Below are 22,233 nucleotides of genomic sequence, written 5' to 3'. Positions count from 1 at the left end.
AGTTATGAACTACGAAATAAAGAAATTTAATGACGGGCAGGTAACTGCTAAAATCCTTGAAAAAGGAAATTTACATGTTAAAATAAGAGGAAATACTTATGAAGATTTATTCCGTATTGCATCGATAAAAGAAGCTTGGGATGCCGAGAATCGTTTACATAAAACAGCCACAGCGATACTAACGATGTATTGTTTGATAGGGCAGCGTTCTGACAGACGATTTAATGAAAAAGAATCTTTTGATTTAAAAGTAATTGCTAATTTTATAAATTCAATAGGTTTTGATAAAGTGGAAATTTTACATCCGCACAGTTCAATAAGTTTAGCGTTGATTGATAATTCTGTAGAATTAAAAAACTATGAGTTTGTAAAAAAAGCATATAATGCTATTGGAAACCCCGTATTGATAAGCCCAGATGCAGGAGCATATAAAACAACACACGAAATAGCAGAAAAATTAAAAGCAGATTTAATTCCGTCAAATAAAGTACGAATAGCGGGAGTTCCAAAAATAACAATTCAAGGAGCTGTTCAAAATAAAGAATGTTTAATTGTGGATGATTTAGCCGATGGCGGAAGAACGTTTAATTTTTTAGCCAAAGAATTGAAAAATCAAGGTGCTACTAAAGTTTTTTTATACGTAACACACGGACAGTTTAATTATGGTTTTGATGAGTTAAAAGAAAATATCAATCATATTTATTGTACGAATAGCTATAAAGATATTTCTGATGATTTTGTAACGCAGTTTAAAGTGGTTTAAAGGGAAAATAAAATACTTAAAAAAGAGTCAAAAAAGAAGTAGTAGAAAAAATAATGACATCAGAAAAATCAACTAAAATGTTTTAAGCTTCAAAATGAGTAATAAAGAGTATATATTTGTTATAAATTATTATTATGAAAAAAATATTTATTACTGTAATTTCGGCAGCTTTTGTTTTATTAAGTTGTAAAAATGATAAGGAAACAACGAATTCTCAAAATGGAGAAACAATTGTGGAATCGCAAAAAAAAGAAGTTTTAACACCTGCTGTTTGTTTGCTAGAAAAGCTTTCAGTAAGAGTTACTCCTAAATCAAAAGGTAAATGGATTACCTCGATGAGTTTAGGGGAAAAAATTGAATTTACAGGGGAGGAAGTGACTGATTCTGTTTCTAAAAAATTATACTACAAGGTAAGATTAATTGATGGAAAAGAAGGTTGGACTAGAGCAACTTTTTTAGCTGTTAATGGTAAGGTTTCAACATTACTTAAAGAAGCAAATGTTTATAAAAGACCTGATTTATTAACTAAAACGAATAAAAAATATAGTGCAATGGATATTATTGCTGTTTTAAAAACGCAAGATGATTGGATGCATGTTAAAGGTAAAAGAGCAGAAGGACAGTATATTGAAGAAGGGTGGATTAAATCAGGAAATTTATCTGAAGCTTCAGTAGATGTTGCTGTTGCTAAATTTGCAGGACTAGCAATAGCTTCAGGATCAATGACCGATAAAATAAAAGCATTAGAGAAAATTACTAATAATGCTGATTTTTCATCATCAAGTCTTATAGCGGTGTTACAAGGAAAAATAGAGGATTACAAAGCTAAAAATCAAAAGATAGATAATAATATAGAGGTTTCGGAATAATTAATTAGTAGCATCTATAAATAAAAAAAGATGTAACATTTATATGTTACATCTTTTTTGTTTCTTAAAAGAAAAAATTTAATATAAACTCTTATATTTACTAGGATTTGCTTCATTCATAATAGCATATATTTTTTCAAAAATATCTTCAGCAGATGGTTTTGAAAAATAATCACCATCGGTACCGTAAGCAGGTCTGTGTGCCTTTGCTGTTAAGGTTTGTGGCTTGCTATCTAAATGTTTATATCCATTTTGATTTTCTACAATTTCTTGTAATAAATACGCCGATGCTCCACCAGGTAAATCTTCATCAACTACTAACAAACGATTTGTTTTTGCTACCGATTTTACCGTGTCATGATTGATATCAAAAGGAAGTAAACTTTGGGCATCAATAATTTCGATATCAATACCAACTTGAGCTAATTCTTTTGCCGCTTCTTCTACAATTCGCAAGGTAGAACCGTAAGAAATTACCGTCATATCAGTTCCTTCTTTAATGGTTTCCACCACACCGATTGGCGTTTTAAAATCACCTAAATTAATAGGTAATTCTTCTTTTAATCGGTAGCCATTTAAACATTCGATCACTAAAGCTGGGTCATCACCTTGTAATAAAGTATTGTAAAAACCAGCTGCTTTGGTCATGTTCCTAGGCACTAAAACGTGAATTCCACGAATATTATTTATAATTCCACCCATTGGAGAACCTGAATGCCAAATTCCTTCTAAACGATGCCCACGAGTTCTAATAATTAACGGCGCTTTTTGCTTTCCAAAAGTACGGTAACGAAGTGTTGCCAAATCGTCACTCATAATTTGTAAGGCATATAATAGGTAATCTAAATATTGAATTTCAGCAATTGGGCGTAAACCACGCATTGCCATTCCAATACCTTGTCCTAAAATAGTAGCTTCACGAATTCCTGTGTCTGAAACTCTTAGCTCGCCATATTTTTCCTGTAAACCTTCTAAACCTTGATTTACATCACCAATATAACCAGCATCTTCACCAAAAATTAAGGCTTCAGGATATTTTTTGAAAATAGCATCAAAATTATCACGCATAATAAGACGCGCATCTACTAGGTTTTCTTTAGCGGCATATTTAGGCGCTTCCGCGGCTATTTTTTCAGGAGAAAAAGTGGTTTCGCTTAGTAAATGTGACGAAAACTTAACAGCCGCATTATCAATAGCATCTTTAATAAATTTTTGAAGTATTTTCTTTTCGGCAAAATCTTCGTCTTTTAAATAACGCAAACTTTTACGCGTTGCAACTAAAATATCTTTTCTAATTGGTTCAACAACACTTGCTAAATCATTTTTATATTTGGTAATAAAAGAGCCATTGTTACTTTTTTCAGCAACAGTTTCTAATAAAGAAACCGCCATGGCAACTTCCGCTTTTATTTCGTTTGTATAAGCGCTCCAAGCATCACGTTTTGCTTTGCTTACTTGTTTTTTAGCTTGTTTTTCGATATCCATTAACTCTTCTTCAGAATTAACAAATTTTAAAATAGCCCCATTTTCATCTTTTAATTCAAATTCTAAAATCCATTTTCGCATTTGAGAAATACAGTCAAAATCTTGTTCCCACTGCAATCTTTCTGTCGATTTATAACGCTCATGCGACCCTGAAGTTGAATGTCCTTGAGGCTGTGTTAATTCTTTTACATGAATTAATACAGGAATATGCTGTTCTCTAGCAATTTTTCCTGCTTTATTATAGATGTCAATTAACTGTACATAATCCCAACCGTTTACCACAAAAATTTCATAACCATTGGTATCGTTTTCTTTTTGAAATCCTTTTAAAATTTCAGAAATACTTTCTTTGGTTGTTTGATATTTTGCATGTACTGAAATACCGTATTCATCATCCCAAACATTCATTACCATCGGCACTTGTAAAACACCGGCAGCATTAATTGTTTCAAAAAATAAGCCTTCTGAAGTACTTGCATTTCCGATAGTTCCCCAAGCAACTTCGTTTCCTTTATCAGAAAAATCAGTAAAATGTTCTAAACCTTTTACATTTCGATAAATTTTAGAAGCCTGCGCCAAACCTAATAAACGAGGCATTTGTCCTGCGGTTGGTGAAATATCTGATGACGAATTTTTTTGAGCGGTTAAGTTTTTCCATTTTCCGTTTTCATCTAACGAATGTGTAGCAAAATGCCCCCCCATTTGTCTACCTGCCGACATTGGCTCAACCTCGATGCTATTATGCCCGTATAAACCTGCAAAAAATTGTTGCGGAGTTAGTTCGTTAATCGCCATCATAAAGGTTTGATCACGGTAATATCCTGATCTGAAATCACCATTTTTAAACGCCTTAGCCATTGCCAATTGAGGCACTTCTTTACCATCACCAAAAATTCCGAATTTTGCTTTACCTGTCAAAACTTCTCTACGCCCTAACAAACTACATTCTCTACTCAAGCGTGCAATTCGATAATCGTTTAAAACATCGTTTTTAAAATCTTCAAAAGAAAGTTGTTTTGTACTGGCTATTTCGGTTTTTTGCGTCATAATTATCTATTTTTTGGTCTGGTTACAAAGATAGCTTTTTTAGTCTAAATTTAAAAATTTACGCATTTATTGACTATTCTTTAAATTATTACGAATAAATAGCTAATTTATTGAATTATATGTAAGTAAAATCTTCTTATAAAGTTGTAAATTCGATGAATACTCATTGTTGTTACAAATCTGATTTTTATAAGATAGACTTGTTTTGTTGTTTCAAGGCAAATAAACGTCCTGCTGAATTTATTTCAGCATCGCATAAAGTGAATAGCTACGGAAAATCAGGATGTGAAACTGAACTAAACAGTTTGACGGATTCAATTCCTTATTTTTCTGTTATATTTTTTTTTAGATGAAACTTAAACAGGTTCTAATAATAATAATAATAATAAGAAGAAGAAGAAGAAGAAGAAGAAGAAGAAGAAGAAGAAGAAGAAGAAGAAGAAGAAGCTCGTTGAATTTTAGTACAACGAGCTTTTGGTATTTTTAGAAATTTGGTTTTAATTGATGTTTCGCATAAAATTTATTTAAGTGATCAATCGCTTCATCGGCAGTATCGACAACTCTAAATAAATTTAGGTCTTTTTCGCTAATATTTCCTTCTTCAATTAAGGTGTTTTTGATCCAATCTAATAAACCACCCCAGAATTTTTTACCAACTAAAACAATCGGAAAACGTCCAATTTTTTTAGTTTGAATTAAGGTAATTGCTTCAAATAATTCATCCATAGTACCAAAACCACCAGGCATTACCACAAAACCTTGTGAGTATTTTACGAACATTACTTTACGAACAAAAAAGTAATCGAAATCTAAACTTTTTCCTTGGTCAATCCAAGGATTGTCGTGCTGTTCGAAAGGTAATTCAATATTTAAACCTACCGAAACTCCTTTACCTCGATGTGCGCCTTTATTACCAGCTTCCATAATTCCTGGACCTCCACCAGTAATTACTCCAAAACCATTTTGAGTTAATTTATAAGCAACTTCTTCGGCTAGTTTGTAGTATTTATCTTCTGGTTTTGTTCTGGCTGAACCAAATATAGATACACATGGGCCTATTTTACTTAATTTTTCATAACCTTCAACAAATTCCGCCATAATTTTAAAAATGGCCCAAGAGTCGTTTGTTTTTATTTCGTTCCAAGTTTTTGGTTGTAATTTTTCTTGTATTTTTCTATCATCATTCGGGCTCATATTCTCGTTTTTTATAATTTATGTACTAAGTAACACTGCTAAAATTACTTTTTCAGCAAGCTTACTAATGTACTTTTTTTAATGAGAATAGCAAGAAAAAAATGATTTTTTTTAAAAAAGAATTTATTTTTTAACTTAAAACTATTTTTTGATAGAGAAATACGCAAAGGAAGTTTCTTATGTACTCTTTGGTTACTTCGTAAATAACGACATAATGGTGTAATTGTTCTTTAACGATTATATGTGCTATGGCTGGTTTTGGTATTTTAAACAAACTATCTAATTCACCACGGACACCTTTTGCTTCAAAACCTAATTTTTCTGATGCTTCTATTAAGCCTAATACATTCGTTCCTTTTTTATCAGTACCTGCATATTGGCAATACGTGCAATAGGAAGTTGTAAGTTATAATGTGCCGAAATAGATGCTAAACATGCTGCCCCGCAATCGGTAATATCGTGTTGTTTTATAGTAATTTTTGCCATTCTTTTCAATTTAAGAACGACAAAGAAAGCTTTGTTTACTGCAATTTATTTGCAGGGAAGAGTTTTTTCTAGTTTAAATAATCAAAACCTAAAATATTTTACAATTAGAATAATAATAAAAGGAATTAAATTATTTATTCCATGAAGAATATACGACCTAGATATTCCATATTTATAAGCAATATACCCTAAATAAAGACCTCCAGTAAATTTTGGTATAATTTTTAAGATGAGCAATAGAAAACAATATAGCAGTTATTATTATTACAATAATAATATTTTCATCAACGAAACGTTTAATTCGGAAAATTAAATCATTATTAACTAAAGTTAGAATACCTAAAATAATTATTAAACTAATAATTGATAATGAAATAAAATTGAACTTAAAAAAACATAAAAGAACAATTAAAATCGCTACAAGCGATACAAAAAATATTTTTTTTGATAAACTTAAAACACCTCTAAAACACAACTCTTCTATTAAAGGAATCAAAAAAACATATGTTACAAAAATGCCAATAGTTAATTTTGAAAAATCATCTTCATCTATAAAAGGTTTTTTATATATATGATTAATAATTTTCAAAATTAACATGTTGAAAGTAAAAACAAATATAAATAAATAAATAAATAAAATCAAACTGAATATTTTTATCTTTAAAAGAAAACATAATTTATAAATTAGAAGAAAGGCTCTTTTGTTATTATAACAAAAGAGCCTTTTGTTTTTAGTTACAACACCAATCCCAAGCATCAGATGCCCTATCTGCAACCCATCTACCAGCAGTACATATACCATCACTAACTGCATGAGCTGCGTAACCGATATCCTCTACTAAACCACCTCCATTTATCTCAACTAATTCTACTGAACTTAACTCTTTACAAAAATCTAAATTTTTCATTTTTTATAATTTTAAATATTTAACAAGCACAGTCTCCATAAGAATCCCAACCATTACCCAATCTATCTTTGAAATCATCCCATCCTTTGTCGATTTCTTTTAGTACCTCCCAAGCTTCAGAAATCCATCCTCCTCCATCAATTATCTGTTGCTCAGATTTACTTATTTCTAAAACCCCAAAATCATTTAAATTTTTTATAAAATTACATTTTTATAAATTACTATTTCTTTTTTTGATTGTATTTTGTAATTAATTACAATCGGTATCAACCCAAATTATATATGTGCACCTATTAAATTGTTTGTTTTGATACCACAAATACAACCGTGTTCACTGCAATTAACTTGCAACGAATAAATTAGCTTGTAAGAAATATCGTGTTGTTTCAGGTTCGCATCCTGATTTGCCGAAGTTCTCCTTTTGATGCGATGCTGAAATAAATTCAGCATGACGTTTATCTCTTTATAACTGTAATTCCTTTTTCAAAAACTTCGCGGTATAACTCGTTTTATGTTTGGAAACTTCTTCAGGAGAACCAATAGTTAACACTTCGCCACCATTTTTACCACCTTCCATACCGATGTCAATAATAGTATCGGCAAGCTTGATAACATCCATATTATGCTCAATAATTAACACCGTATTTCCTTTATCAGTAAGTTTATTTAAAACATTCATTAACACCCGAATATCTTCAAAATGCAAGCCCGTGGTAGGTTCATCTAAAATATAAAAGGTGTTTCCTGTATCTCTTTTTGATAATTCGGAAGCCAATTTAATACGCTGCGCCTCACCACCAGAAAGCGTGGTCGATTGCTGCCCTAAAGTGATATATCCTAAGCCGACATCTTTAATGGTTTTTAATTTTCGATGTATTTTAGGGATCAACTCAAAAAAATCAGTTGCTTGATCGATGGTCATATTTAAAACATCAGAAATTGACTTTCCTTTATAGCGAATTTCTAAAGTTTCTCTATTAAAACGCTTCCCTTGACAAGTTTCACATTCCACCTGAACATCGGGTAAAAAATTCATTTCAATAACCCGAACACCACCACCTTGACAGGTTTCACAACGCCCGCCTTTTACATTAAAACTAAAACGCCCAGGTTTGTAACCTCTAATTAATGCTTCGGGAGTTTTGGCAAATAAACTTCTAATTTCGGTAAACGTTGCTGTATAAGTTGCGGGGTTTGAACGTGGCGTTCTACCAATTGGCGATTGGTCGATGGCAATTATTTTATCAATATGTGCTAAGCCTTCAATTTTTTTGTAGGGCATTGGTTTTTTTACGCCATTATAAATATGTGCATTTAAAATAGGATATAAAGTTTCATTAATTAAGGTCGATTTTCCACTACCAGAAACTCCGGTAACGCAAATCATTTGTCCTAAAGGAAATTTTACCGTAACATTTTTTAGGTTATTTCCTGATGCTCCCGAAAGTTTAATAAAGTTTCCGTTGCCTTTTCGGCGCTCTTTTGGGATGGCAATTTTCTTTTTCCCTGTTAAATAATCAGCCGTTAAAGTAGCCTGTTTTTTTAAATCTTCAAAAGTTCCTTGGCTTACAATTTCGCCACCGTAAATTCCTGCTCCTGCGCCAATATCTAGTACAAAATCGGCCTGTTCAATCATATCTTTATCATGTTCGACCACTAAAACAGAGTTTCCAATATCACGAAGTTTTATAAGCGATTTCATCAATTTTTCGTTATCTCGTTGATGTAAACCGATACTTGGTTCATCTAAAATATACAAAACACCCACCAATTGCGACCCAATTTGAGTCGCCAAGCGAATCCGTTGCGCTTCACCACCCGATAATGATTTTGAGGTTCTATCTAAGGTTAAATAATCCAAGCCAACATCTAATAAAAACTGAATTCTTGTGCGAATTTCTTTGATTATTTCAGAAGCAATTAGGCGTTGTTTTTCTGATAAATCATCTTCAATATTTTCAAACCAAAGCGCAAGCTCGGTAATATCCATTTGTGCTAAATCGCTGATGTTTTTATCAGTAACCTTAAAATGAAGCGCTTCTTTTTTTAATCTTTTTCCCTCGCAATCTGAGCAAGTAACTTCATCCATAAAATCTTTTGCCCAGCGTTTTATAGTCGCACTTTCGGCATTTTTATATTGATTTTCTATAAAAGCAATAATTCCTTCAAAATCAATTTCATAATTTCTGGTAACGCCAAGTTCTTTCGAATTAATTTCGAATTTTTCATTACCTCCATGTAAAATAATGTCGATCGCTGTTGCTGGAATTTTATTTATTGGATCGGTCAATTTAAAATTATGCCTGTCGGCAATGGTTTGGATTTGTTTAAAAATCCAACTGCTTTTTTGAGTTCCTAACGGAATAATTCCACCACTTTTAATCGATATTTTATCATCAGGAATTAATTTTTTTATGTTAATTTGATCGGTAATTCCTAAGCCGTTACACTTCAAGCAGGCTCCTTTTGGGGAGTTAAAAGAAAATGAATTTGGTTCGGGGTTCGGGTAGGCAATCCCTGTGGATGGGCACATTAATTCCCGACTAAAATAACGAGGTTTATCATCAGCATCAACATCAATTACCATTAAAATATTATCACCTGCATATAAAGCAGTTTTAATAGTCTCTTCTAGGCGTTTTTCTGATTTTTCATTAACCACCAACCGATCAATAACCACTTCAATATCGTGGTTTTTGTAGCGGTCAAGTTTCATGCCTTTTTCAAGCTCTTTTATTTGACCATCTACACGAACTCTAACAAAACCTTGCTTGGCAATTTGCTCAAAAAGCTCGCGATAATGTCCTTTTCTACTTCGGATTAAAGGCGCTAAAACAGCAATACGTTTTTCGTTAAAATCTTTTAAAATTAATTCTTTTATTTGCTGGTCAGAATAACGGACCATTTGCTGATTTGTGTTATACGAGTAAGCATCCGAGGCACGAGAAAATAACAATCGTAAAAAATCATAAATTTCTGTAATTGTTCCTACTGTTGAGCGCGGGCTTTTATTCGTGGTTTTTTGCTCGATAGCAATTACGGGCGATAAACCATCAATTTTATCAACATCGGGGCGTTCTAATCCGCCTAAAAACTGACGTGCATATGCCGAAAAAGTTTCAATATATCGGCGCTGTCCTTCGGCATAAATAGTATCAAAAGCAAGCGATGATTTCCCGCTACCGCTTAGCCCGGTAATAACCACGAGTTTTTCACGAGGAATTTTAACGTCAATGTTTTTTAAGTTGTGAACCCTAGCTCCGTAAACTTCAATATATTCTTGTTTTTTCAAAAGTGCTGTTTTTACTAAATTAAGCCCAAATTAAACACTAATTTAAACCAAAGAAGCAAAGTTACAGAAACCAAATTTATTTTAAAGCCGATGTTATAAACAAATGGCTGTAAATTGGTATCTTGCAGTTAAAACAAGTTAATATGAAACTCATTCATGCGGTGCGTCATTTTTTTGAACGCCATGGTTTTGCGGTATCTTCTCGCTTTGCCGATAAATTAGGAATGCGTGCCACCAATGTGCGGTTATTTTTTATTTACATATCATTTGTAACCATCGGTTTATCGTTTGGCGTGTATTTAACGCTCGCTTTTTTATTGCGATTAAAAGATATGATTTACACCAAACGAACCTCTGTTTTTGATTTATGATAAAGAGCCTCTTTAAATCAAAATTATATAAGGCGGTTTTATTCTCGTTACTTATTTTACTAATAGGAATAGTCGGGTATATGTGGCTATTTGAGTATTCTTTTATTGATGCTTTATACATGACTATAATTACCATTACCACTATTGGTTTTGGTGAAGTTCATCCGTTCGGAACTGGCGAAAAAATATTTACGATCGGTTTAATAGTATCAAGTTTATTTACCTTCGGATATGCCGTTTCGCTATTTTCAGAATATTTAATAAGTGGGCAATTTTTTGATCAATTAAAAACAAAAAAAGTGCAAAAAAAAATTGAAAAGTTAAAAGGGCATACCATTGTTTGTGGGTATGGAAGGAACGGAAAACAAGCCATTTCAAAATTACATAGCTACAATCAGAAATTAGTAGTTGTTGAAAAGTATGACGATATTATTAAAGAATTAGACGAACATGAAATTTTAAATATTCAAGGCGATGCTACTACCGATGAAGCATTGCTAAAGGCAGGGATTTTAAATGCCGATTATTTAATAACCGTTTTACCTTCAGATGCCGACAATTTATTTGTGGTATTAACCGCTAGTCAGTTAAATAAAAAATGTAAAATAATTAGCAGAGCTTCGGAAGAATCATCTTGCAGTAAACTTAAAATTGCAGGGGCCGATAATGTAATTATGCCCGATAAATTAGGCGGTGCACACATGGCGTCATTAGTGGTAACTCCTGATGTTATTGAATTTGTAGATCGGTTAACTATAGAAGGCGATACGACGGCTAATTTGGAAGAAATACAGATTGATAACCTGCCTACAGAATATTTAAATAGAACAATTTTAGATTTAGATATACGAAAAAAAACAGGCTGTACCGTTATCGGATATCGCAGAAAGAATAAGGAGTATATTATTAATCCTGAAGCTTCTTTGAGTCTTAAAGCTGGGGGAAGTTTAATTGTATTAGGTCGTCCTGAGCAAATTATTAAGTTAAGGGAGTTATTTTAATGAAAAATAAAATGAAAAAAGTAGTTATTACAGGAAGTAATGGATTGTTAGGGCAAAGTTTGGTTAATTTATTATTAGAAGAACCACAAAAATATCAAGTAATTGGTTTTTCGAAAGGAAAAAATAGAAGCGGAAGAACCGATTTTGAATATAGTTCTATTGATATTACAGATAAAAAAAACCTATTAAAAAATTTAGAAGAATATCAACCAGATGTTATTATAAATACCGCTGCAATGACAAACGTTGATGCTTGTGAAACCAATAAAACAGCCTGCGATCTTTTAAATATTGATGTCGTTGATACTTTGAAATTTTTTTCATCAGCTAATAACACACATTTAATTCACATATCTACCGATTTTATATTTGACGGTAAAAAAGGCTTTTATAAAGAAACTGATGCGCCAAATCCTGTTAATTATTATGGGAAATCAAAATTAAAAGCAGAGCGAATTTTAACCCAATCAAACATAGATTACACCATTCTTAGAACTGTTTTAGTGTATGGAAAAGTTTTTGATATGTCGCGAAGTAATATTGTGCTTTGGGTAAAAAAATCATTAGAAGATAAAAAAGAAATTACCATTGTCGATGATCAATACCGCATGCCAACCTATGTAGATGATTTGGCACTTGCCTGTAAATTAGCACTCGATAAAAAAGCCACAGGGATTTTTAATATTTCATCAAACACATTGTTGAGTATTTATGAAATAGCCCAGCAAATAGCAGTAGTTTTTCAGTTAGATAAAAGCTTAATTAAGCCTATAAAAACAAGTGAATTACAGCAGGCGGCAACAAGACCCCCTAAAACAGGTTTTAACCTAAAAAAGACCACTGAAGTATTGCAGTTTTATCCAAAATCATTCCAAGAAAATTTACAGAAATTTAAAGAAAAACTAACTTAAAGAGTATATTTAACGCACAAAAACTTGTTGAAAGTACAATTTTTTATGATATTGCGAATTACAAACTAAAAACAAACATATTTATATGAATAAAAGACTTCTTACGTTGTTATTATTAATAATACCGATGTTCACGTTCGCACAAGAAAAAGGTTTAGCCGAAAAGATAAATGAAGGATTTAAGCCTGTTGCTGATACTTGGGGTGGTTTTGTTTTTTACTCGATAGAATTGGGTGGCGGTGTAAAAATGCCACTAGTAATAATCATGTTATTAATGGCAGGGTTGATTTTTACAATACTATTTAAATTTGTAAATATTCGATTATTTCCAACCTCTATAAATATTGTTAGCGGAAAATATGACGAAATTGACCATGTAACTACTGATGTTATGGCGGGAGATCTAACACCAGGAGGTGATGCGATTGAAACTATTAGAGTAGAAGGTACAGACGGTGAGGTTTCTCACTTTCAGGCGTTAACAGCAGCACTTTCAGGAACTGTTGGTTTAGGAAATATTGCAGGGGTAGCGGTGGCGTTATCATTAGGAGGACCAGGAGCAACTTTTTGGATGGTTGTTGCAGGTTTAATAGGGATGTCATCAAAATTTGTAGAGTGTACTTTAGGGGTAAAATATAGAGATGTAGGCGAAGATGGTACCATTTACGGTGGACCGATGTATTATTTACGAAAAGGATTAGCCGATGTAGGTAAAAGTACTTTAGGTAAAATATTAGCCGTTCTTTTTGCTATTATGGTTGTTGGTGGTTCTTTTGGAGGAGGAAACATGTTTCAAGCAAACCAAGCAGCTCAGCAATTTGGTAGTATGATTGGTTCAAATGATTTATCAACTGCTTTAACATTCGGTGTTGTAATGTCTATATTAGTAGGGGTTGTAATTATTGGAGGAATTAAAAGAATTGGAAATATTACAGAAAAAATCGTACCTTTTATGGTAGGGATTTATGTGTTAGCAGCCGTGATTATTTTAGTTGCTAAGTTTTCGTTAATAGGAAACGCTTTCGGTCAAATTTGGGATGGCGCTTTTAATGCAAAAGGAATTTCAGGAGGTATATTAGGAGTGTTAATTATTGGTTTTCAAAGAGCAGCATTTTCAAATGAAGCAGGAGTTGGGTCGGCGGCAATTGCCCATTCAGCAGTAAGAACAAAATATCCAGCATCAGAAGGTTTAGTGGCTTTATTAGAGCCTTTTATTGATACTGTAGTGGTGTGTACCATGACTGCTTTAGTAATTATTATTACCAATGGCGACGGAAGTATTATGACCTACGGAACAAAATCTCCAGATGGTGTTTTGGCAACCTCAAAAGCATTTGCTTCGGTAATTCCTTGGTTTCCTTACGTATTAACAATGGCAGTAGTATTGTTCGCTTTTTCAACGATGTTATCATGGTCTTACTACGGATTACAAGGTTGGATGTTCTTATTTGGTCGTTCAAAAGCAGCAGATTATGCGTATAAAATCTTATTCTGTTTATTTGTAATTATTGGTTCAGCAGCAAGTTTAGGAGCGGTAACAGATTTTTCTGATGCAATGATTTTTGCCATGGCAGTACCAAACGTAATTGGATTGTTTTTCTTATATCCAAAGGTAAAAGAAGAATTAACCATTTATTTAGATGCTATTAAGGCAAAAAATTTATAGAATTTATAAGATTTTAAAGCGTTTTTATTACAGCTAAAAAAATATAAAAATGAAATTATTTAAATCCCATTTCTGGTATCACAAACGCCAAAGAAATGGGATTTTCTTTTTATGCCTTATTCTTTTTATCCTTCAGGTTATTTATTTTTACATTGCTTTTTCTTCGGATAAAAAAATAGCTACAACTTCAACAGAAATACGTGTTTTTCAACAAAAAATAGACAGTTTAAAAACAATCGCTTTAGCAGCTAAAAAACCAAAAACATACCCTTTTAATCCCAATTATATTACCGATTTTAAAGGAAGTAAATTAGGTATGAGTCTGCTAGAAATTGATAAATTACACGCGTACAGAAAACAAGGTAAATTTGTGAATTCAGCAAAAGAATTTCAACAAATAACAAAAGTATCAGATAGTTTACTCGGTAAAATTTCGCCGTATTTTAAATTCCCAGATTGGGTACTAAAACGCAAAAAAGACGCAGCAAAAAAAAGACGCACTTCAAATTATTCTGATTTTTCTACTGTAAATTTTTCAGAGAAAGCTGCATCAAAAACAGCAAAACGAATCGTTAAAATCAATATAAATACTGCTTCATTTAAACAAATATTAAAAATCCCTCATATTAATTACCAGCTTTGTAAAAAAATTATGGAATACCGAGAAGAAGTTGCAGAACTTCAAGATATATCAGAAATAAAAAACATCGCTGAATTTCCAATTGATAAATATGATAGAATAGTTTTATATTTGAAAGCAGAATAAACAAACAATAAACGCATATACAATTATGAACAATATGTACTTTACTGAAGAGCACGAATCTTTTCGTGAAAGTTTTAAAAGCTTTTTACAAAAAGAAGTAGTTCCTCATATAAATAAATGGGAAAAAAATGGAGCTGTAGAACGTTTTATTTGGAAGAAATTTGGTGAAATGGGTTATTTCGGATTAAATCAGCCAGAAGAACATGGCGGTTTAGGGCTAGATCTTTTTTATACCGTAATTTTTTTAGAAGAATTACAGAAAGTAAACTCAGGAGGTTTTGCCGCTGCAATGTGGGCACACGCTTACTTGGCAATGACACATTTAAATAAAGAAGGAGACGCTCGTATAAAAAAAGACTATTTAACACCAAGTATTAACGGCGATAAAATTGGCTGTCTATGTATTTCAGAACCTTTTGGCGGAAGCGATGTTGCAGGAATGCGCACCACGGCTGTTAAAAAAGACGATACCTATGTAATTAACGGTTCAAAAACATTTATTACCAACGGAATATATTCAGATTATTTGGTGGTTGCTGCTAAAACAAATCCGCAGGAAAAACATAAAGGAATGAGTATTTTTATTGTTGATAGAGATACCCCAGGAATATCAGCAACCAAGTTAGATAAACTAGGATGGAGAGCATCTGATACCGCAGAAATTGCGTTTGATAATGTAGTTATTCCTGCTAAAAATTTAATGGGAGAAGAAGGAAAAGGGTTTCCTTATATTATGCAACATTTCGCCTTAGAGCGTTTAATTATGGCAATTAACGCCCATGCAAGAGCCGAATATGCGGTTGATTATGTGTTGAAATACATGAGCGAAAGAGAGGCCTTTGGTAAAACCTTAGACAAGTTTCAGGCGCTGCGTCATAAGGTGGCAGAAATGGCATCAAAAGTTGATATGTGTCGAGAATATAACTATTCGATTACAAAAAGACTCAACGATGGCGTTTACGTAGTAAAAGAGGCGAGTATGAGTAAAATGCTATCTACCAAAATGGCGGATGAAGTAATTTATGATGCCTTGCAATTATTGGGTGGTTATGGGTATATGGAAGAATATCCGTTGGCACGTTTGTTGCGCGATAGCCGTTTAGGTCCTATTGGTGGTGGAACTTCAGAAATTCTAAAAGAGATTATCGCTAAAATGATTATTGACAAAAAAGAGTATAAGCCGGCAACTTAATTGTTGAATTACTATAAGAAAGATGTTTTGGGCATTCCCTTGCAGGTCGCGCTTTCCACTATATCTTTTTTATAAAAAATAAAAAAGGATGCCGTTTCAATCGCTAATGCGGTGACCAACTTTAAAATAAGTATAAAAATAATTGTAGATTAAAATAAGACTCAGTACATTTGCAGTCCTAAAAATAAAAATTTAGAGACTACAATGAAGGGAGGTGCTAATATATGTTAATTATTCCAATTAAAGATGGAGAGAATATCGATAGAGCGTTAAAACGTTACAAACGAAAGTTTAGAGATGTAAAAATCTTAAGACAACTACGTGATAAAAAACAGTTCAATAAACCGTCTGTTGTTAAACGTGCTCAAATGAAGAAAGCGTCTTACGTTCAAGGACTAAGAACTAAAGAAGAAGTAAGCTAGAAATAGTTTATTAATTTACAGAAACCTGTATTGATTAATTTCAATGCAGGTTTTTTTTTGTACTTTTATTTTTCAAAAGCTGTTAGAATAGCAGCATCAAAATATTAAAATAGGCTTTATGCTACTAACGGCTTTCTTAGACTACCTAGAACACGAAAAAAACTATTCAAAAAACACGATTAATGCCTATCGGATAGATTTACTTGGTTTTAAAGATTTTTGCATCACCGAATTTGACCAAGAAGATTTGGCAACTATTCATTACAATCAAATAAGAACCTGGATCGTTTCACTTATTGATGCTCAAATATCAAACAGAAGTGTAAATCGAAAAATGAGTTCTTTAAAAACATTTTATACTTTTTTGCAAAAAATAGCCGCCATTGAAAACAATCCAATGGCAAAACACAAAGCATTAAAAGTTCAAAAAAAAATACAAACACCTTTTGATGTTGATGAAATACAAGAAGTAATTGCGCTTTTAAGTGAACCTGATAATTTTGAATTGGTACGGAATAAATTAATTGTGGAGTTGCTCTATTCTACAGGAATGAGGCGAATTGAAATGATTAATATTAAAGAAAAAGACATTGATTTTAGCAAACAAGCCATAAAAGTACTAGGTAAAAGAAATAAAGAACGCTATGTAATGCTGCTTTCAACAGTACTAAAAACGTTAAAGGAGTATTTAATTTTAAAGAAAACGTACGAGGTAGCAGGGGAAGAAGCACTTTTGATAACTGAAAGAGGTGCTAAAATTTACGAAAAACTTGTGTACCGAATAATAAATGTGTACTTTAGTAAAGTGTCTACGAAAGCAAAAAAAAGCCCACATATATTAAGGCATGCTTTTGCTACACACCTATTAAATAACGGTGCGTCGTTAAATTCGGTTAAAGAATTACTAGGACATTCAAGTTTAGCCTCGACCCAAGTATATACGCATAGTAGCTTGGAGCAAATAAAAAAAGTGTATAATAAGGCTCATCCTAGAGAGTCAAAATAAAGATTGGAAAATTATGAAAGTATTCACACAGTCAGTAAACTTTACAGCAGATAAAAGTTTAATCGATTATATTGAAAAGAAAATTGAAGGTTTAGAAAAGTTCCATGATAAAATAGTTGATGCAGAAGTATATTTAAAAGTACAAAAAGCTAGCGAGAAGGAAAATAAAATCACGGAGATCAAAATAAACATATCAGGCGATGAGTTTATGGTTAAAAAACAAACCAAAACCTTTGAAGAAGGCGTAAACATTGCCATTGACTCTTTAAAAAGAAGCTTAAAAAAGTCAAAAGAGAAGCAAAGAAGCACGTTAGTTGAATAAAAAAATAAAAGTTTTTTAAAAATAACTTGAAAAAAGTTTTAAAATATAGAAATTACTTTATACATTTGCAATCCGTTAGAAATAGCGGATTGTTTTTATTGACAATTAAAAAGCCGATGTAGCTCAGCTGGCTAGAGCAGCTGATTTGTAATCAGCAGGTCGTGGGTTCGAGTCCCTCCATCGGCTCAATAAAACAAAAGTTCATTATTTATTAAGTACCAAAAAAATAGGGGAGATACCAAAGCGGCCAACTGGGACGGACTGTAACTCCGTTGTTTTACGACTTCGCAGGTTCGAATCCTGCTCTCCCCACTTTTTTAAAACTGATTAGTCAATAGTTAAGCTTCAACTTTTGATTATTGATGAAAGGTTTTAAAAATACGCGAAAGTAGCTCAGTTGGTAGAGCGTCAGCCTTCCAAGCTGAATGTCGCCAGTTCGAACCTGGTCTTTCGCTCTATTGTCCACGCCGGTGTAGCTCAGTTGGTAGAGCGCATCCTTGGTAGGGATGAGGTCATCGGTTCAAATCCGATCATTGGCTCTTTTTTTAGAGTTTTTTTGAAAAAAGATTTAAAGTAACACTAAATATATTTAACTAAAGAATTAAAATTAATATCATGGCAAAAGAAACTTACGATCGTTCGAAGCCCCACTTAAACGTTGGAACTATTGGTCACGTAGATCACGGTAAAACTACATTAACTGCTGCTATCACAAAAGTATTAGCTGATGCAGGATTCTCTGAAGCTAGAGATTTTGATCAAATCGATAATGCACCAGAAGAAAAAGAAAGAGGTATTACAATTAACTCTTCTCACGTTGAATATGCAACAGAAAACCGTCATTACGCTCACGTAGACTGTCCAGGTCACGCGGATTACGTAAAGAACATGGTAACTGGTGCTGCTCAAATGGATGGAGCTATTTTAGTAGTAGCTGCAACTGATGGTCCTATGCCACAAACACGTGAGCACATCTTATTAGGTCGTCAAGTAGGTATTCCTCGTATGGTTGTTTTCTTGAATAAAGTTGACATGGTTGATGATGAGGAGTTACTTGAGTTAGTAGAAATGGAAGTAAGAGAATTATTATCTTTCTATGAGTACGATGGAGATAATGGTCCTGTAGTTTCAGGTTCAGCTTTAGGAGCTTTAAATGGTGAAGAAAAATGGGTTAATACTGTTTTAGAATTAATGGCTGCTGTTGATGCTTGGATTGAAGAGCCTTTAAGAGAGACTGAAAAGCCTTTCTTAATGCCTATTGAAGATGTATTCTCTATTACTGGTCGTGGTACTGTTGCAACTGGTCGTATTGAAACAGGAATCATCAATTCTGGTGAGTCTGTAGATATTATTGGTATGGGTACTGAGAAGTTAACTTCTACAGTTACTGGTATTGAAATGTTCCGTCAAATCTTAGATAGAGGTGAGGCTGGAGATAATGCAGGTATCTTATTAAGAGGTATTGCTAAAGAAGATATTAAAAGAGGAATGGTAATCTGTAAGCCAGGTTCTGTAACTCCACACGCTAAGTTTAAGGCTGAGGTGTATGTATTGAAAAAAGAAGAAGGTGGACGTCACACTCCATTCCATAATAACTATCGCCCTCAGTTTTACGTACGTACTACTGATGTAACAGGAAATATTTTCTTGCCTGAAGGTGTAGAAATGGTTATGCCTGGTGATAACTTAACTATTACAGTTGAATTAATCCAGCCAATTGCATTAAACTTAGGTTTACAGTTTGCTATCCGTGAAGGTGGTAGAACAGTAGGTGCAGGTCAGGTTACTGAAATTTTAGACTAATTTATTAGTTTATATTATAAAAAAGGAGTCTCTTAAATGAGAGACTCCTTTTAAAATAAAATACGGACGTAGTTCAGCGGTAGAGCACTGGTCTCCAAAACCAGCTGTCGGGAGTTCGAATCTCTCCGTCCGTGCATAATTAAAGCGAGTTATAATGATAAATTGTAACTCGCTAAAAGGATAACAAAATGAATAACTTTATACAATACATCAAAGGTTCTTTTGAAGAATTAAATACAAATATGACATGGGCTTCTCGTGAAGAAGCACAAAAGTCTACTGTAATTGTTGCGGCGTTTACAATCGTTTTTGCTTTAGTCGTAGCAGGAGTAGATAAAGTTTTTCAAACAGGATTAGATAATTTCTTTAAAATGTTTTAATGATGGCTGACTCAGTAATGAAGTGGTATGTGGTAAGAGCTGTTGGTGGTCAAGAGAATAAGGTTAAAACTTATATTGAGACAGAAATCGCTCGTTTTGGTTTGTCTGATTTTGTAAGTAAAGTTATCGTTCCTACAGAAAAAGTTATTCAAGTAAGAAACGGAAAGAAAGTTAACAGAGAAAGAGTTTATTTTCCTGGATATGTAATGGTAGAGGCTAATTTAGCCGGTGAAGTACCTCACGTGATAAAATCAGTAACAGGCGTTATTGGTTTTTTAGGTGAAACAAAAGGTGGTGAACCAGTACCGATGCGTAAATCAGAGGTAAACAGGATGTTAGGAAAAGTTGATGAACTTTCTGTAAAAGATGAAAATATTGCAATTCCTTTTAATGCTGGTGAAACAGTGAAGGTAATTGATGGTCCTTTTAATGGTTTTGACGGTATTGTTGAAAAAGTTAATGAGGAAAAGCGTAAGTTAGAAGTAATGGTTAAAATTTTCGGAAGAAAAACTCCATTAGAATTAAACTATATGCAAGTAGAAAAAATATAATCGTTACACCTATATTTAGATGTGTTTAAAGCTTCCATTTTAAGCATATCGTTTTTAAATCTTAAACAATGGCAAAAGAAATAAGTAAATTAGTTAAACTACAAGTTAGGGGAGGTGCTGCGAATCCGTCGCCACCAGTTGGACCCGCTTTAGGTGCTGCCGGTGTTAATATCATGGAGTTCTGTAAGCAATTTAATGCTCGTACGCAGGACAAGCAAGGTAAAGTTTTACCTGTTGTGATTACTGTTTATAAAGACAAATCTTTCGAGTTTGTTGTAAAAACACCACCAGCTGCAGTACAATTGTTAGAAGCGGCCAAAATTAAGAAAGGTTCGGGAGAACCAAACAGAAAAAAAGTAGCAAGTGTTTCTTGGGATCAAATTCAAGTAATTGCAGAAGACAAAATGGTAGATATGAACGCCTTTAAAGTCGAATCAGCAATGAAAATGATAGCCGGAACTGCTCGTTCTATGGGATTAACAGTAACAGGTAATGCACCTGCTTAAACTTTAAAAGATATTTAGAAATGGCAATTACTAGAAAGCAAAAAGAAGCTCGTTCTAAGGTAGATAGCTCTAAAGTTTACAGCTTACAAGATGCATCAACCTTAGTTAAGGAAATTACAACTGTAAAATTTGACGCATCAGTTGATTTAGCAGTACGCTTAGGAGTTGATCCTCGTAAAGCAAATCAAATGGTACGTGGTGTTGTAACATTACCTCACGGAACAGGAAAAGACGTAAAAGTATTAGCGTTAGTTACTCCAGACAAAGAAGCAGAAGCTATTGCAGCTGGTGCGGATTATGTTGGATTAGACGAATACCTTCAGAAAATTAAAGGAGGTTGGACAGATGTTGATGTGATTATAACTATGCCTAGTGTTATGGGTAAGTTAGGTCCTTTAGGTCGTGTTTTAGGACCAAGAGGTTTAATGCCTAACCCAAAGACAGGTACAGTAACTATGAACGTTGCAAAAGCAGTACAAGAAGTTAAAGCTGGTAAAATTGACTTTAAAGTTGATAAAACTGGTATTGTACATGCTGCAATCGGAAAAGTATCTTTTGATGCTCAGAAGATTCAGGAAAATGCAAATGAGTTATTACAAACGTTAGTTAAATTAAAGCCAACAGCGGCTAAAGGAGATTATATAAAGAGTATATTTATGTCTTCAACTATGAGTCCTAGTATTGCTGTAGATGAAAAATCTATATCATTATAGGCACTTAAACTTTTAATTATGACAAGAGAAGACAAATTACAAGTAATACAAGATTTAACAGCAAGATTAGCAGCTACAAATACAATCTATTTAGCAGATATTTCTGGATTAGATGCAGTTACTACTTCAAATCTAAGAAGAGCTTGTTTTAAAGCAAACGTAGAATTAGCTGTTATTAAAAACTCATTGCTTTCAAAAGCAATGGAAGCTTCTGATAAAGACTTCGGAGACTTACCAGCTGTTTTAAAAGGAAATACTTCAATGATGATTTCAGAGGTGTCTAACGCCCCTGCTAAAGTTATCAAAGAGTTCAGAAAAAAATCAGAGAAGCCTTTATTAAAAGGTGCTTTTGTTGAAGAATCTGTTTATGTTGGAGATGACCAATTAGACGCATTAGTTAACATTAAGTCTAGAGAAGAACTTATTGGAGATATTATCTCATTATTACAATCGCCTGCTAAGAATGTTGTTTCAGCATTACAATCAGGAGGTAACAAGTTATCTGGTATCTTAAAGACATTATCAGAGAAATAAGTACGCGCACGAATAAACTAAATAATAAAATTTCAAAACACAATT

22 protein-coding genes, 5 tRNA genes and 1 pseudogene are annotated in these 22,233 nt (G+C 33.0%); 22 read left to right on the top strand and 6 right to left on the bottom strand.

Annotation, left to right across the window (positions count from 1 at the left end):
- The first annotated feature begins 4 nt into the window (after positions 1-4).
- Positions 5-763: a phosphoribosyltransferase family protein gene (locus tag AQ1689_RS02935; RefSeq protein WP_101955124.1), complete on the top strand. Its 759-nt coding sequence runs from the start codon at positions 5-7 to the stop codon at positions 761-763.
- Between the two features lie 134 nt (positions 764-897).
- A complete protein-coding gene (locus AQ1689_RS02930) occupies positions 898-1,632 on the top strand; it encodes an SH3 domain-containing protein (protein ID WP_101955123.1) in 735 nt (244 codons plus the stop codon).
- 78 nt (positions 1,633-1,710) lie between these two features.
- Here AQ1689_RS02930 and AQ1689_RS02925 read toward each other — a convergent pair whose 3' ends face one another.
- The 6 genes and pseudogenes from AQ1689_RS02925 to uvrA form a co-directional block, all read right to left on the bottom strand.
- Positions 1,711-4,164, bottom strand: coding sequence for an alpha-ketoacid dehydrogenase subunit alpha/beta (locus AQ1689_RS02925; RefSeq protein WP_101955122.1), 2,454 nt, complete (start codon positions 4,162-4,164; stop codon positions 1,711-1,713).
- 483 nt (positions 4,165-4,647) lie between these two features.
- Positions 4,648-5,358: an LOG family protein gene (locus AQ1689_RS02920; RefSeq protein WP_101915959.1), complete on the bottom strand. Its 711-nt coding sequence runs from the start codon at positions 5,356-5,358 to the stop codon at positions 4,648-4,650.
- Between the two features lie 178 nt (positions 5,359-5,536).
- Positions 5,537-5,844 (bottom strand): annotated as a pseudogene (locus AQ1689_RS02915) (cysteine peptidase family C39 domain-containing protein); the annotation flags it as partial.
- Between the two features lie 172 nt (positions 5,845-6,016).
- Positions 6,017-6,433 (bottom strand): CPBP family intramembrane metalloprotease, encoded by a 417-nt coding sequence (locus AQ1689_RS02910; protein ID WP_145993718.1) that lies wholly within the window; start codon positions 6,431-6,433, stop codon positions 6,017-6,019.
- Between the two features lie 142 nt (positions 6,434-6,575).
- A complete protein-coding gene (locus tag AQ1689_RS02905) occupies positions 6,576-6,752 on the bottom strand; it encodes a hypothetical protein (RefSeq protein WP_158508519.1) in 177 nt (58 codons plus the stop codon).
- 463 nt (positions 6,753-7,215) lie between these two features.
- Entirely contained in the window at positions 7,216-10,044 is a 2,829-nt protein-coding gene (uvrA, locus tag AQ1689_RS02900; RefSeq protein WP_101955120.1) for an excinuclease ABC subunit UvrA, read from the bottom strand.
- A gap of 143 nt (positions 10,045-10,187) precedes the next feature.
- Here uvrA and AQ1689_RS02895 point away from each other — a divergent pair, with 143 nt between their 5' ends.
- From AQ1689_RS02895 to rplJ, 20 genes are all read left to right on the top strand, one after another.
- The gene (locus AQ1689_RS02895; RefSeq protein WP_058885608.1) at positions 10,188-10,415 is read left to right on the top strand and encodes a hypothetical protein; all 228 of its coding nucleotides are present in this window, start codon (positions 10,188-10,190) and stop codon (positions 10,413-10,415) included.
- A complete protein-coding gene (locus AQ1689_RS02890) occupies positions 10,412-11,416 on the top strand; it encodes a potassium channel family protein (RefSeq protein WP_101915961.1) in 1,005 nt (334 codons plus the stop codon). Before AQ1689_RS02895 ends, AQ1689_RS02890 begins: the two co-directional genes overlap by 4 nt.
- Before the next feature lie 11 nt (positions 11,417-11,427).
- The gene (locus AQ1689_RS02885) at positions 11,428-12,327 is read left to right on the top strand and encodes an SDR family oxidoreductase (RefSeq protein ID WP_101916001.1); all 900 of its coding nucleotides are present in this window, start codon (positions 11,428-11,430) and stop codon (positions 12,325-12,327) included.
- 85 nt (positions 12,328-12,412) lie between these two features.
- On the top strand, positions 12,413-13,993 hold the full coding sequence (locus AQ1689_RS02880) for an alanine/glycine:cation symporter family protein (protein ID WP_101915962.1): 1,581 nt from the start codon (positions 12,413-12,415) through the stop codon (positions 13,991-13,993).
- A 49-nt stretch (positions 13,994-14,042) separates the two neighbouring features.
- The gene (locus AQ1689_RS02875) at positions 14,043-14,759 is read left to right on the top strand and encodes a helix-hairpin-helix domain-containing protein (protein ID WP_101955119.1); all 717 of its coding nucleotides are present in this window, start codon (positions 14,043-14,045) and stop codon (positions 14,757-14,759) included.
- Positions 14,760-14,784: 25 nt separating this feature from the next.
- Positions 14,785-15,951 carry an acyl-CoA dehydrogenase family protein gene (locus AQ1689_RS02870; protein WP_101955118.1) on the top strand — a complete coding sequence of 389 codons (1,167 nt, stop codon included), beginning with the start codon at positions 14,785-14,787 and terminating at the stop codon, positions 15,949-15,951.
- Positions 15,952-16,175: 224 nt separating this feature from the next.
- Positions 16,176-16,373 carry a 30S ribosomal protein S21 gene (gene rpsU, locus AQ1689_RS02865; protein ID WP_101955117.1) on the top strand — a complete coding sequence of 66 codons (198 nt, stop codon included), beginning with the start codon at positions 16,176-16,178 and terminating at the stop codon, positions 16,371-16,373.
- A 118-nt stretch (positions 16,374-16,491) separates the two neighbouring features.
- Complete coding sequence (locus AQ1689_RS02860; protein ID WP_101955116.1) at positions 16,492-17,379, top strand: tyrosine-type recombinase/integrase; 888 nt, start codon at positions 16,492-16,494, stop codon at positions 17,377-17,379.
- 13 nt (positions 17,380-17,392) lie between these two features.
- Positions 17,393-17,701: an HPF/RaiA family ribosome-associated protein gene (locus AQ1689_RS02855; RefSeq protein WP_101955115.1), complete on the top strand. Its 309-nt coding sequence runs from the start codon at positions 17,393-17,395 to the stop codon at positions 17,699-17,701.
- A 112-nt stretch (positions 17,702-17,813) separates the two neighbouring features.
- A tRNA-Thr gene (locus AQ1689_RS02850) sits at positions 17,814-17,887 on the top strand.
- A gap of 43 nt (positions 17,888-17,930) precedes the next feature.
- Positions 17,931-18,013, top strand: a tRNA-Tyr gene (locus AQ1689_RS02845).
- Between the two features lie 70 nt (positions 18,014-18,083).
- Positions 18,084-18,156 (top strand) — tRNA-Gly (locus tag AQ1689_RS02840).
- An 11-nt stretch (positions 18,157-18,167) separates the two neighbouring features.
- Positions 18,168-18,240: transfer RNA gene (locus AQ1689_RS02835), tRNA-Thr, on the top strand.
- A 76-nt stretch (positions 18,241-18,316) separates the two neighbouring features.
- Complete coding sequence (gene tuf / locus AQ1689_RS02830) at positions 18,317-19,504, top strand: elongation factor Tu (RefSeq protein WP_101915966.1); 1,188 nt, start codon at positions 18,317-18,319, stop codon at positions 19,502-19,504.
- 62 nt (positions 19,505-19,566) lie between these two features.
- Positions 19,567-19,638, top strand: a tRNA-Trp gene (locus AQ1689_RS02825).
- Positions 19,639-19,692: 54 nt separating this feature from the next.
- Positions 19,693-19,884, top strand: a complete 192-nt coding sequence (secE, locus tag AQ1689_RS02820; RefSeq protein WP_058885600.1) for a preprotein translocase subunit SecE — start codon at positions 19,693-19,695, stop codon at positions 19,882-19,884.
- 2 nt (positions 19,885-19,886) lie between these two features.
- Positions 19,887-20,435: a transcription termination/antitermination protein NusG gene (nusG, locus tag AQ1689_RS02815; RefSeq protein WP_101916002.1), complete on the top strand. Its 549-nt coding sequence runs from the start codon at positions 19,887-19,889 to the stop codon at positions 20,433-20,435.
- Between the two features lie 68 nt (positions 20,436-20,503).
- Positions 20,504-20,941, top strand: a complete 438-nt coding sequence (gene rplK / locus AQ1689_RS02810; RefSeq protein WP_058885599.1) for a 50S ribosomal protein L11 — start codon at positions 20,504-20,506, stop codon at positions 20,939-20,941.
- Between the two features lie 20 nt (positions 20,942-20,961).
- Positions 20,962-21,654, top strand: coding sequence for a 50S ribosomal protein L1 (gene rplA / locus AQ1689_RS02805; RefSeq protein WP_101915967.1), 693 nt, complete (start codon positions 20,962-20,964; stop codon positions 21,652-21,654).
- An 18-nt stretch (positions 21,655-21,672) separates the two neighbouring features.
- Entirely contained in the window at positions 21,673-22,188 is a 516-nt protein-coding gene (gene rplJ / locus AQ1689_RS02800; protein ID WP_101915968.1) for a 50S ribosomal protein L10, read from the top strand.
- Positions 22,189-22,233 lie beyond the last annotated feature (45 nt).

The organism is Tenacibaculum finnmarkense (assembly GCF_900239185.1).
GTDB classification, from domain to species: domain Bacteria; phylum Bacteroidota; class Bacteroidia; order Flavobacteriales; family Flavobacteriaceae; genus Polaribacter; species Polaribacter finnmarkensis.
Note: the sequence above shows the minus strand (reverse complement) of the source record. Positions and strands in the feature narration are given on the sequence as shown.